The sequence below is a fragment of the Hyphococcus formosus genome (assembly GCF_046736345.1).
GTDB classification, from domain to species: Bacteria; Pseudomonadota; Alphaproteobacteria; order Caulobacterales; family Parvularculaceae; genus Hyphococcus; species Hyphococcus formosus.
Window position 1 is genome coordinate 2111366 of sequence record NZ_CP157210.1, and the last position, 13187, is coordinate 2124552.

Below are 13187 nucleotides of genomic sequence, written 5' to 3' on the forward strand. Positions count from 1 at the left end.
CAATTTGCGTCCCGCCCGTATATCTCGGCCAGAACCAAGAATTAATGGGCACAACGATGATCAATTCAATTCTAATCATTTTGCTTTGGATCGGCGCAATCGGCTGCGGATTGATGGCAGGGATTTACTTCGCCTTCTCCACTTTCATCATGTCGTCGCTCGCGCGGATTGAAACACCATCGGGAATTTTAGCGATGCAATCGATCAATGAAACGATCCTGCGCTCTCCGTTTATGCCGTTATTTTTTGGCACGACCCTTTGCGCAGCGGCCACCTTCGTTATCGCTTTAAGAAACACAGCCGCCACCGATACGGGATTAGTTATCGCCGCGTGCGTAATTTACATCGGCGGCATGTTTCTCGTCACGGCTATATTGAATGTTCCGCTCAACAACATCCTCAAGGATGTCGATCCATATTCCGCACACGGCGCAGAGGTCTGGGACCACTACCTCCTCCGCTGGACCCTGTGGAATCACATTCGGACCGGCGCATCGCTTCTCTCGGCAATTCTTTTTTTCATCTCACTCAAGGGAGACATCTGATGAAAGCGCGTATAAAAATGACGGCCACCCCTTTATTGGCCGGCCTTTCTGCGATTGCATGGGCCACGGCGGCCATGGCCGAAACACAGTCACCTAAGCCCCAATTTAATACGGCAAATGATATTGGCTATGATGTAAATGACCCCAGCTATTTCGCAAACTTCGCGCCGGAACGCCCCGCTATGCTCGCGCGGATGCCCGAGATTTCTGCGGATACCGGGCTGCACCTTTCAGAGATAGAACCGGGCCTCTTCTTTGTAACAGACGGCGTCTATCAATCCGCTTTTCTCGTGACCGACGAAGGTATCGCCGTGTTTGATGCGCCGCCTAGCTACGCCCATAAACTTCCGGACCTTATTCGAAAAACCGCACCTGATAGCCAAATCCGCTATTTAATCTATAGCCACAATCACAGCGATCACATTGGCGGCGCGGGCGTATTTGCGGAAATCGAGGGGTTGGACATTATTGCCCATGAGCGTACCGCAGAGAGCCTCGGCAAAAGTGATCGAACAGACCTCCCCTTGCCGACAATCACATTTTCCGGCGATCATCAATTTGAATTCGGCGGTGTACCAATTGAAATCGCTACCGCATCATTTCATGCAGAGGATGTGGATACGATTGTATATCTACCTGATCAAAAGTTCGTTATGGCGGTAGATACTATCACGCCCGGTGAAGTACCGTTCATGAACTTCGGTGCTACATCCGATGTGGGCGCTTACATGACATTCTTTGACACCATTCTCGAATATGACTTCGAGCATCTTTTATCGGGGCATGTGTCAGTATTAGGCACGCGAGAGGATGTCATCATCAATCGCGATTACGCCTTTGACGTTCGGCAAACCGCAGGGAAAACGATGACAACATTCTTTGACGAATTCGAAACTGCATTCGCAAATTTTGAATACAAGAACGCCAATCTAGGCTATCGCGCCGCAATCGAGTCCGTACGCCGTCAATGTGCCGAAGAGATAATTGATCGCTGGCAGGACAAATTATCCGTTGTTGATGTGTGGGCGGACAGCCATTGCGAGACTGTCATTCTTTACAACATCATGCACTAATCAGATTGAGCGGGCACGGGAAATTTGTGTCGGGCTGGAGAAATCAACGTAATGAAGATTGTTAAAACCATATCAATTGTCCTCGGGACCATTATTGCGCTCGGCGCTTGGGTCGCATTCACGATATTCGGCGCATTTCTTGGCTGGTGGATGAAACCAATCGCAACGCCAGATGACCATGACGCTTTTATTGAAAAAGCGACAACTGCCATCGCGAGCAATAATTTGGGGAACACCGCGTTTGTCCTCATTGAAAATGGTGAAGTGGTCGGGGAATATTATGCGCAATCTGGCCGCAATATCGATTCGCATACAGCCTTCCCGACCGCGTCGTTCAGCAAATGGATCACCGCTCTCGGGGTAAACGCGCTGGCAGATCAAGGCCGCATAGATCTCGACGCACCGGTCTCTACCTATCTCTCTCGCTGGCATCTGCCGGAGACAGGCTATAACAATGACGGCGTAACAATCCGGCGACTTTTAAGCCATACGGCAGGACTGACGGACGGTCTCGGATTTGCAGATTTCGGCACCGATGAAGATATTCCCGCCCTCGAAGACAGCCTGTCTAACCCGCGTGCGTCATCCGGTGAGGATGTTGTTATCGCAGCCGGTGCCGAACCGGGTGAAAGCTTTGCTTATTCCGGCGGCGGTTATCTGATTTTGCAGCTTTTGATCGAGGAAGTCTCCGGCCAATCCTTTGAAGACTTTATAGACGAGACCATTTTAAGCCCGCTCGATATGCGCGAATCTTCATTCGCTTTTATCGGCGACATTCCAAACGCAACGGCATCTTTTACCGTCACTGGCGTTGAGGCCCCGCAATATAAATATGCCGCGCTTGGGGCCACCGGTTTTTCAAGCTCCACGTCTGATCTGACAAAACTGGTCAAGGCGATGATCGCGTCAACGCCATCTTTTGGTGTTACCACAGAGACATTGACCTCGATGCGCGCACCGATCGCCTATGTTTTTGGAAGCCCAATTTGGGGTTCAGGTCCGATGTTGTTCGCCCCAACCGGGGCCGGCGACTACATTTATGGACATGATGGGGTAAATGAGCCAGCGATAAATGTCTCTGTTCGGATCAACCCCATTACCAATGACGCTTATATCATGTTGGTCAATGGCCACCCATCATTAGCGAGCGACATTGGAGGCGAATGGGTGTTATGGCAAAGCGGCATTCCCGACTTCCTCTCAACGGAGCGAGCCTTGGAAAGCGCCCTGAAACCCGCAGCCATCGGCAGCGTGATCATCCTTTTGGTGATTGCATTTTTTATCCGACGCAGCCGATGACATCGGTAGCGCGATAAATTTTTTCGACGCTAATAAATGGATTGCGTCTTTCGGGATAACGCATCACGATAGATTATTAGTCTCCAGGGGGAGGCGGTAATCAGCGATACCGTCAAACATTCTAATTATGCACGCAGCCAATAAATCGCGGGAAGCCAAACAGGAACGCTCAGCATTACGCCAACAACGCATTCTTGAAGCCACCATCGAACTCATTGCGGAGAACGGGGTTGCATCCGTCAATCACCGGCTGATTGCCAAACGCGCGGAGGTCTCCCTTGCGGCGACGACCTATCATTTCGCAACGAAATCGGAAATTATTTCGCGGGCATCCGCGTTGTTGCTCGAAAAATATATAGAACGCTTTGACAATTTCGCGGCGCGGCAACTCGATTCCAAAACAATAACGTTTCGTGATTTTGCAATGCGCGTTGTCTGTAACGCAGCCGAAAAAAACCGTCAGGAATCCTTGGCATGGTGCGAAATCATGCTGCACGCCGCGCGCAATAAAGAAGCCCGGATCATGGCGCAGGACTGGTATAACAGTCTTGGCGATATCTGGAAAAAAATCGCAGATGCGCTCGATGAGCCCAATACTGACGAGAAGATTCAATCTGCGATTGATATTGTTGTCGGCATGTTATTTGTCGTCATCCCACTTGGCATTTCTGAACATGATGCCAAGCGCTCACTGATCGACAAAAACGCGCCCGACGACATCTGGTCATTGCCTAAGCCCCCAGACGAGCAAACCGAAACACCGCCAAAACGGCGCAGTAAAAAATCAAAACTAACCCGCGCCGCGATTTTGGCATCAGCCATCGATATTTTGACAAAGGATGGTCCCGGCGGGCTTACCTATCAGGCAGTCGCCGAACATTCTGGTCTTGTCAGATCGGCACCGATTTACCACTACCCGACCATGGCTTCATTATTGAGTGCGGCACAGGCCTGTCTGTTTGCGCAGTCAAAAGATCGGTACAGAGAGGTTATGTCGGGCGTTAATCGTGATGCAACGAAAACCAACGATATTATCGAATTAACAGTTTCTGTTTTCCGGCATGAAGCCAAAAAATACGGCGCGAAAAATCTCGCCAGTCTTCCGATCTGGCTCGAAGCCGCACGGCAAGCGGAAATTCGCCCCGTGGTTTGGGACGCCTTTTGCGACCAGAACAAAGCCTGGGAACGGGCCTTTGCCCGAATCGGTCTGGATGCAAAACCGCTCGATGCCTTGATTCTCCACCGTTTGTTCGTGGGAAAGCTGGTTCGGGCCCTTGCCACCGGCTCTGATGAGGCGACCCTCAGTCGAATTCACGACGAATTTGCGTTCGATATTCGCGCTATATTTGAGGGTTCGCACTGGGCCTCATAAAATTGGTACAAATGATCAAAAACTATTGACATTCGCAGCTGCAAAAAACTACCTTCCCTCGCGGGAGGGCGCACCCAAAGCGGTAATTGCGCACTTGTTATGGAGTGAGAATGTCAATCGATTTAACTGGCAAGGTTGCCATTGTGACCGGTGCTGGCGGCGGATTGGGCCGCGCACATGCACTGCTTTTGGGTAAGCGCGGCGCGAAAGTCGTCGTCAATGATCTGGGCGCTAATGTCGATGGGTCGGGCGGATCTATTTCTGCGGCGGCGCAGGTTGTCGCTGAACTGAAAGATATGGGCTGCGACGCTTTTGCGAATGGCGCCTCGGTAACGGAATTCGATCAGGTCGAAGCCATGGTTTCCGAAACGGTCGATCGCTGGGGCCGTGTCGATATTTTGGTCAATAATGCGGGCATTCTTCGCGATAAAAGCTTTATGAAAATGTCCATCGATGACTTTAAAACCGTCGTCGATGTTCACCTCATGGGCGCGGTACATTGCACAAAAGCCGTTTGGCCGATTATGCGTGAACAGAATTTCGGTCGCATCGTAATGACCACCTCGTCTTCCGGGCTTTATGGCAATTTCGGTCAAGCGAATTATGGCGCGGCGAAAATGGCCCTCGTCGGATTGATGCAAACGCTTGCGCTTGAGGGTGAGCGGTACAATATCCGCGTGAACTCACTCGCACCGACAGCGGGCACGCGCATGCTCGAAGGGCTGTTACCGCAAGAACAGCTAGACCTTTTGACCCCAGAAGTTGTGAGCCCGGCGATGCTTGCGCTGGTTACGGACGATGCCCCGACGCGGACGGTTTTGTGTGCCGGGGCGGGCGGTGTCGAACAGGCAAATATCACGCTGACCAAAGGGATTTTTATCGGTGCGGATGACGACGCGCCGGAGAAACTCGTCGCCAATATGTCGGAAATCTCGGATCGCTCGAACGAAATAGTTCCCAGCAGCGGCGCGGCGCAAGGGGCGCTTGAACTCGAAAAAGCTGGCTACAAACCGGCACAATAGGAAAGGAACTAACATGCGTTCCGCAGTTATCGTCTCTACTGCCCGCACGCCGATTGGCCGGGCCTATAAAGGTGCATTTAACGCAACGCCGTCGCCAACGCTTGCGGGGCATGCTATCGCCGAAGCCGTAAAGCGCGCCGGTATCGACGGCGGCGAAGTTGAGGATGTGGTCCTCGGCTCCGCCATGCCACAAGGGGTTCAGTCGTCAAATATCGGGCGCGTTGCCGCGCTTCGTGGGGGTCTTCCGGTTTCTGTCGGTGGACAGACCGTTGACCGTCAGTGTGCGTCTGGATTGATGGCTATTTCAATTGCCGCCAAACAAATCATTGTCGATGGGCAACAAATCGCAATTGGCGGCGGCGTCGATTCGATCTCCATGGTGCAGAACGAAAATTTCCGCGCTGAACGCGATCCTTCTGTCGTCGAAATGCACCCCGATGCCTATATGCCGATGATTGATACGGCTGAAACCGTTGCGAAGCGATATAATGTCGATCGCGAATTATGCGATGAATATGCGGTCGAATCGCAACGTCGCACGGCCGCCGCGCAAGAGGCCGGAAAGTTTGATCAGGAGGTCGTTCCCCTGCCGTCACGCATGAAAGTCGTCGATAAGGAAACCAAAGAAGTTTCATGGCGCGACGTGACGCTTGAAAAGGATGAAGGAAACCGCCCGCAAACTACGCTCGAAAGTTTGCAAAATCTGAAACCCGTACGGGCCGATGGAATCAACGTTACAGCCGGTAACGCAAGCCAACTCTCAGACGGTGCCTCCGCGAGCGTTTTGATGGAAGAAGCCGAAGCCGAACGTCGCGGCCTTACGCCTATGGGTCGCTATGTAGGGATGGCTGTCGCCGGACTGGAGCCGGATGAAATGGGCATCGGCCCGGTTTACGCAATTCCGAAATTGCTCAAACAACACGACCTTTCAATCGACGATATCGGGTTGTGGGAACTGAACGAGGCATTTGCCGTTCAGGTTGTCTATTGCCGTGACAAACTCGGCATCCCGCATGATCGCCTTAATGTAAATGGCGGCGGTATCTCTATCGGACACCCTTACGGAATGTCCGGCGCGCGCCTAACCGGTCATGCGTTGATCGAAGGGAAACGCCGGGGCGCAAAATATGCCGTTGTCACTATGTGTATTGGCGGCGGCCAGGGCGCAGCCGGTCTATTTGAAATTCTCTAATACTATAGCAACTTAAAAAACCATCAATTTTAAGGCTATCGACGGGTATGGATCTTTTCCATGCCCGTCTTTTCTTATCGGGCACCCGAAAGTTGGGCTCGACGCCACGCTTCATCCGCAAGCGGAATTAATCTCGCAACCGCCTCTTCCGCATTTTGGCTTGACGCATTCCCATCAATGACCCGCTTTTTGATACCCTGAATAATCCCCACAAGGCGGAACAAATTATAGGCGAAATACCAATCGAGATTAGGTAGTGCTTCCCGCCCCGCACGCTCGCAATAGATTTCCGCCGCCTCTTCAAGGCTCGGCACACCTGCCGCTTCGAGGTCCAGACCACCCATTGCGGCCTTACCGTCTGCGGGCATGATCCAATGCATCAGGAGATAGGTAATATCCGCCAATGGATCACCGCAAGTCGCCAATTCCCAATCAATGACCCCGCGAACAACCGGCTCATTGCGGTCAAAGATTAGATTATCAATGCGGTAGTCACCATGAATAAGCGATGTATGTGTCTCCTCAGGAATTGATGTCGGCAACCATTCAATCAACTTCTCGACTGTTTCAATATCATCGGTTTGCGCAATGCGATATTGCTTGATCCACCGCGATACCTGACGAGCGAAATAATTTCCTGACCGCTGAAAATTCGCTAATGCCGGTTGCGATATATCAACCGCATGAAGATCCGCGAGCGTCGTAATCATGGCGCGGTAATGATCTGCGCGCATGTTTTTTTCTATCGACGGTAGGCACCCATCGAAATAGGATTCGCCATCAATCAATTCCATAATGTAGAACATGGCCCCGATCACCGCACTGTCCTCACAAAGCGCTATGGGGCGCGGCACGGGAAAACCCGTGGGAAATAGACCAGAAATCAGATGAAATTCGCGATCCACGGCATGCGCGGATGGGAGCAATTCGCCAAAAGGTTTTCGGCGCAAAACATATGCCCCCTCACTGGTTTCTAGCCGATAAGTGGGATTTGATTGCCCGCCCGCGAATTTTTCTAGCGATGATGGCCTACCGATATCTTGTGCATTTTCGCCCAACCAATCGCCCAATTTTTCAAGATCAATATCACTTGTCATCTATACCCCCCATCAGTGATGAGCACACTAAGCAATGTCAGAATAAAAAAAGGCAGGTGCGCATTTTGCACACCTGCTAGTTAGTTCTCAAATACGCCGCTCAATTAGAATTCGGCAGAGAGACGCGCACCAAAGACACGTGGTCGATTGAATGACGCTGTCGCAACACCCAATACCGAACCAAAGCTTACATAATAGGCTTCATAACGGTTATTGGTCAGGTTTTCTGCAAACAGTGACAGCTTCAAATCAATGTCATCAGTACCCACTGCAATATCAGAGAGTGTGATACGAGCGCTTAGATTTTTGTCGGCACCGATCATGAAGTTGTTACCAAATCCACCATCATCAACCGGGATCGCGGGTGCCTCGCCTGTATAGGCGTAATCCACACGAAGCGAGAGCGTTCCAAGATCCATTGGCTCGCTTGTAAACTGGCCACCAATCCGGAAGCTATGGTTTGACACATAAGGGAATTTGGCCTGGTCCGAAATATCCACTCCGCCAGATTCAAATTCCTTCATCTCCGGATCCAGATAACCGTAATTACCGTCAATCTGGAAATAGTCATTCAGCTTCGCAATGCCTTCTGCTTCGAAGCCGATTATGGTGGCCTTACCGACGTTCTGTACGAATGAAGAGCTAAGAACCGGATCAAATGAAAGTAACTGCAGGTCTTTATAGTCTGTATAGAAACCTGTCAGGTTCAATTTAACATCACCATCTAACCAGTTCGTTTTGATACCAGCTTCGTAGTTCAGAACCGTTTCTTCTTCAAACGGCGGTGAACCAAATGCGATCGCGTTAAAGCCCCCTGCGCGATAACTCGAATTCGCACTCACATAGCCGAGAATGTTCTCAGAAAACTCATAGCTGAGTGACGCGCTGAAGCCGATATTGTCAAACTTGACCTTATCGGGCGTATCTTCCGCGACCGGCCGGCCCACAGGGATACTTGCCCAGCTGGTCCGATAGATCAGGCTAGATTCTTCGGTCGTGTAACGGATACCCGCACTGATTTCGAGCTTGTCGTCAAGCGCCGCAGGGCGATAGCCGAAATGTCCGAATGCGGCGAATGACTGATTTTCGAGACCATAGGTCCGCGACGTGCGGCGATTGACATTGGTCGGCCCAAAGAATGTGCCGCCCGGCACACCATTGACCACGTCGAGACCTTCATTGACCTCTTCATCCCAATAGAAAAGCCCGATGACGTAATCGAAATCACCCATTTCGCCAGAGGCCTGCAATTCTTGTGTGAATTGCTTCGCGTCACCCGGGCTTGATGTCGTCGAATGACCGACGAAGGGCTCGACATTCGTTGTACCGGTTTCAAAGTCAAAAACCGGTGTTTCGACATAGCTACCGGCGAGTGTCGTTGTCAGGTGCTCGTTCAACGAACGATAGGCCGAGATCGATTTAAGCGAGAAAGAATCGTTAACTTCGAGTTCAACCGTAAATGTATTCCCCCAGCTTTCAATTTCGGAACTGCGGGTACGACGGGGGTCGCGATATTGCTTGTCCAACGGCTCAAGTCCGATGACTGGCTCTGGTGACCCCGGCACACGCGTGTCGAATGCCGCTTGCGCACCGTCATTTGCAAACAGGATTTGCCATGGCGCGTCATTTTCAATCCGCGACCAGCTGATCGTGTTTCTAAAGCTCAACCGATCACTTGCGTCTAATAGAAGGTCGAGGCTTGCCTGTTTTGATTTCAGGAAGCCGCCCCACTCCGATTCATTATGGCCAGGTGCCTGTACCCAACCATCGCGATCACGGTCTTGATAAGTCAGCTTGGCTTTGAGGCCACTTCCCAAAAGGTTTCCGGTATGGCCCACAAAAGCAATGTTGAAATCGTTATGTGAAGCATAGGTTAGATCAACCGACCCACCGGCTTCCTCGCGTGGCTTGACGGTGTTTAGCAAGATCGCGCCGCCGGTCGTATTCCGACCAAACAATGTTCCTTGCGGACCGCGCACAACCTCAACCTGCTCGACATCGGGGAGCGAGAAAAGATTAGCGGTCGCCCGTGGAGAATATACTCCGTCTACATAGACACCGACCGATGGCTCTTGGAAGAGTGACGTAGAACGCGCGCCCTGCCCGCGAATGTAAAGTGCTGGCGCACCAGAGCTACCGGATGATTCCGTAAACCGAGCATTCGGTACGAACTCATCAAGTTGTGGCAACTGAAGAACATTCGCATCAGTAATTTCATCGCCTGATAAGGCCGTGACCGCGACAGGGGTTTTTTGAACTGTCTCAGTACGGCGACGTGCGGTTACCGTAATCTGGTCGCCCCCTCCCTGCGAGGCTGCATCGCCACCATTATCACCTTGCGCGGCCGCAGTTCCCGTATTGCAAACGATGAGCGCACCTGCGGCGAGGCCAATGATACTCGAACGTTTTTTGAGCGAAGCCGCTAACCGCCCATCCCCCCGGACTTGTGTCACGTAATCAAACATTTGTTCCTCCCAAGCCCTCTTAACTGGGGCGTATTGTCCAACAATCGGATGACACCTTAAATGATATAATACTTTAAAACAATATAAACTTGCTACCTCAAACGATCATGCCGACAGCATACAACGAAATCCGGCGCAGGATGGTGATTTCAGGTCACATCGCGGTCTAATTCATTGTTTATAAACAGCAATGCTAAGAGCCAAGAAAACGAAACCGAGCGCGCGCTACTGGCGCCCAGGGGCGGCAGTCCCGCCACAACCCGCGTAAAATCTAGGCTATCGAAAAGGCATGTGAAAATTCGATCATTTATTCTATATATGATTAAGCGGATTTTTTGAGGTAAGGTGTAATATCAATGCAACACAACCAGAGCCCACATTGATCGATCAAGACCAACTGAGACCCTGTTTCATGAATGGCTGGTGGCGAACACGAATTCCCGTCGCCGCGAAAATTGCATTACCGACCGCCGGACCAACCGGCCCAACCGGCGGCTCTCCGAGCTCGCCGAAACGGTCCGCGCCGCTCAATCCGCCATAGTGGATATTTATTTCAGGTACGTCGCGCATTCTAAGAATGTGGTATTGATGAAAATTCCCCTCAACGACGCGCGCATTTTCAACGTTGATCTCTTCATTCAATGCCATGTTAAGGCCGTAAATCGTTCCGCCTTCAATCATGTTTTCCGCAAAATCCTTGTTCATCACCTGCCCGCAATCAAAGGCGACATCTAAACTTTCGACCGTTAACTGACCTTCTGGTGTCACTTCGACCGTTGCAACAACAGCCACGCATGTGCCGCCCATCTTGTCGCCATTTAACCCCCAAGCCGAAATCGCAACGCCTTTGCCTTTCCCGCGCGGTAACTTCTCGCCCCAATTTGATTTCTTTTTGACTTCCTCAAGGCATTTCACCCATCCGGGATTCGGCCAATCGCGAAGCAGCTTTATTCTGTACGCCAATGGATCGATACCAGCGGCGACAGCACATTCATCGATAAATGTATCGACAACAAATCCATAGGAATTATATCCCGGACCGCGATAGGGCCCCGGCTCAAGGTGGAAAGGCAGGTCACGGGCATCTACCCGCACATTGGGCACAAGGCCCATGAAGTACGGACAATCCGCAAGACGCGGATAGTGCCCCCGACTGGCCTGTCGCGCCGACAGGGTTTCGGGAAGACCGCTTTCGCTGTTTAGCTTTGCCCGGAACCGAGCCGCAAAAACGGGCCGGTACTTCCCCTGGCGGGTCATTTCCTCTCGCGACCAGATCACTTTCACCGGCCTGCCTGGAAACTTCTTGGCGACCGCGACGACCATGCGCGTGTCATCCCCCATGAGGCGCCGGCCAAAGGCACCGCCCACATATGGCTGATGGAGAATGACTCGTTCTGGCAACATGCCAGCTTCATCGGCGGCAACCCAATAGCTTTGCTGCGCATTCTGCCCCGGATGCCAGACCTCGACACGGTCATCAGTGACCATCGCCGTGCCGTTAAGCGGCTCAAGCGGTGCCTGATCACACCACGGCGTTAAATATTCATGCTCGACAATGTCAGTGCCGTCATCCGCGACGTCACCAGTTTCAACCTCAACCCGCGCATTATCGTCGCTATCAAGCGCCGTGCTCAATGCGTCATACATTTTCTCGGTGCTGTCCCATTCAGCACCCGGACCATCGCTCCACTCTATCGGCAGTGCATCAAGCGCCTTTCGCGCCTGCCAATAATGCTCTGCGATCACCGCAACGCCGGCGCGGGGTTCGGAATAGGCGAATCCATAGGGCGGCTGTGACAGAATGGGTAAGCCGCGCGGCTCGTCAGGATCAACCGTGACAATATCAAGAACACCCGGAAAATCTTTCACCGCGTCGGCATCATAGCGAACCAACCGGCCACCGCTCACGGGTGATTGCGCCAATGCCGCATAGACCATGCCCGAAGGATTGACATCGATACCATATTCCAATGCACCCTCGACAATTTTTGGCGTGGTGACTTTTCCCGGTGATGGCTTCGAGAGAAACGCCCAATCAGACTGGTCTTTTATCGCCGGCTCAACATCTAAGGTGATTTGCGCCGCTTTTTCTGCCACCGCCCCAAAAGACAGCTTTTGTCCCGAAGTACGGTCGACCAGAACGCCATCTTTAATGTCTATTTTTTCGGGCTTTACAGAAAAATGCTCCGCTGCCGCAAGGCGCAAACGCTCACGCACGCTTGCCCCGACCTGCTGCATAGACTTGATCCGCATACTTATTGTTGACCGCCCACCAAAAAATGCAATCACATGGGGAACGGGCGAATATTCACCGCGATTTATATAATCGCGCTGAACCGACGCGACCTCGACATCGACCTTTGACCAATCCGCCATCAACTCTTCGTTGACGATCATGGCTTGCTGGGTCATGCCGCCAGTGCCGAATTCCGGCGAAGGCACATAGATCTTGATGCTATCGTCAGGATTGATCACGACCCACGGGCCAATCTCCTGCGGCTTTGTTAGGCCCCCGCCTGATATCTGTTCGTTTTCGCCGGATGTGGAGCCACCGCAGCCCGTTAACATCCCCGCCGCCAATCCGCCGCCCATCGCCGCGCCAACAAAAAGTACCTGCCGACGATTTATGGTCGCTTTGCCCTTGTTATTGGTCATGTCTTCGCACCCGCCGCTGTGTGGATGGCCGCGCGGATTCGGTTATAGGTCCCGCATCGACAGAGATTGGTGACATAATTATCAATGTCGTCATCGGTCGGCGCATCAACCTCCGCCAGCAATGCCGCCGCCGCCATGATCATTCCCGCCTGACAATATCCGCATTGCGGCACATCATGTTCGACCCATGCCGCTTGCAAAGGATGCGGCGCGCTTTCATCTCGCGACGAAGCCAGTCCTTCAATTGTCGTAATTTCCTGATCCCCCACATACTCTACCGGCAACACACAGGAACGAACGGCCTGACCATCAAGATGCACCGTACACGCACCACACTGGCCAGCGCCGCAACCGAATTTCACGCCTGAAAGCCCGAGATGATCTCTTAACACCCACAGCAATGGCGTTTGCGGATCGACATCCCCGGCGTCCAAGACCTTATTATTGACCCGAAGTTCCATGAGCGT

The 13187-nt window shown here is 52.2% G+C and carries 10 protein-coding genes; 6 read left to right on the forward strand and 4 right to left on the reverse strand.

Annotation, left to right across the window (positions count from 1 at the left end; all coding sequences use genetic code 11):
* The first annotated feature begins 56 nt into the window (after positions 1–56).
* The 6 genes from ABFZ83_RS09655 to ABFZ83_RS09680 all read left to right on the forward strand — a co-directional run bounded on the left by ABFZ83_RS09655 (position 57) and on the right by ABFZ83_RS09680 (position 6503).
* On the forward strand, positions 57–545 hold the full coding sequence (locus ABFZ83_RS09655) for a DUF1772 domain-containing protein (protein WP_411816343.1): 489 nt from the start codon (positions 57–59) through the stop codon (positions 543–545).
* Positions 545–1618 (forward strand): MBL fold metallo-hydrolase, encoded by a 1074-nt coding sequence (locus ABFZ83_RS09660; RefSeq protein ID WP_411816344.1) that lies wholly within the window; start codon positions 545–547, stop codon positions 1616–1618. The genes ABFZ83_RS09655 and ABFZ83_RS09660 overlap by 1 nt, the downstream gene beginning before the upstream one ends.
* Before the next feature lie 51 nt (positions 1619–1669).
* Positions 1670–2917 (forward strand): serine hydrolase domain-containing protein, encoded by a 1248-nt coding sequence (locus tag ABFZ83_RS09665; protein ID WP_411816345.1) that lies wholly within the window; start codon positions 1670–1672, stop codon positions 2915–2917.
* Between the two features lie 127 nt (positions 2918–3044).
* The gene (locus ABFZ83_RS09670) at positions 3045–4289 is read left to right on the forward strand and encodes a TetR/AcrR family transcriptional regulator (protein WP_411816346.1); all 1245 of its coding nucleotides are present in this window, start codon (positions 3045–3047) and stop codon (positions 4287–4289) included.
* Positions 4290–4399: 110 nt separating this feature from the next.
* Complete coding sequence (locus ABFZ83_RS09675; protein ID WP_411816347.1) at positions 4400–5311, forward strand: SDR family NAD(P)-dependent oxidoreductase; 912 nt, start codon at positions 4400–4402, stop codon at positions 5309–5311.
* Positions 5312–5324: 13 nt separating this feature from the next.
* Positions 5325–6503 carry an acetyl-CoA C-acyltransferase gene (locus ABFZ83_RS09680; RefSeq protein ID WP_411816348.1) on the forward strand — a complete coding sequence of 393 codons (1179 nt, stop codon included), beginning with the start codon at positions 5325–5327 and terminating at the stop codon, positions 6501–6503.
* 74 nt (positions 6504–6577) lie between these two features.
* Here ABFZ83_RS09680 and ABFZ83_RS09685 read toward each other — a convergent pair whose 3' ends face one another.
* From ABFZ83_RS09685 to ABFZ83_RS09700, 4 genes are all read right to left on the reverse strand, one after another.
* Positions 6578–7600 carry a phosphotransferase family protein gene (locus tag ABFZ83_RS09685; protein ID WP_411816349.1) on the reverse strand — a complete coding sequence of 341 codons (1023 nt, stop codon included), beginning with the start codon at positions 7598–7600 and terminating at the stop codon, positions 6578–6580.
* 104 nt (positions 7601–7704) lie between these two features.
* Positions 7705–10065 (reverse strand): TonB-dependent receptor, encoded by a 2361-nt coding sequence (locus ABFZ83_RS09690; protein ID WP_411816350.1) that lies wholly within the window; start codon positions 10063–10065, stop codon positions 7705–7707.
* Between the two features lie 387 nt (positions 10066–10452).
* Positions 10453–12720 carry a molybdopterin cofactor-binding domain-containing protein gene (locus ABFZ83_RS09695; protein ID WP_411816351.1) on the reverse strand — a complete coding sequence of 756 codons (2268 nt, stop codon included), beginning with the start codon at positions 12718–12720 and terminating at the stop codon, positions 10453–10455.
* Positions 12717–13181, reverse strand: a complete 465-nt coding sequence (locus ABFZ83_RS09700; RefSeq protein ID WP_411816352.1) for a (2Fe-2S)-binding protein — start codon at positions 13179–13181, stop codon at positions 12717–12719. The genes ABFZ83_RS09695 and ABFZ83_RS09700 overlap by 4 nt, the downstream gene beginning before the upstream one ends.
* Positions 13182–13187 lie beyond the last annotated feature (6 nt).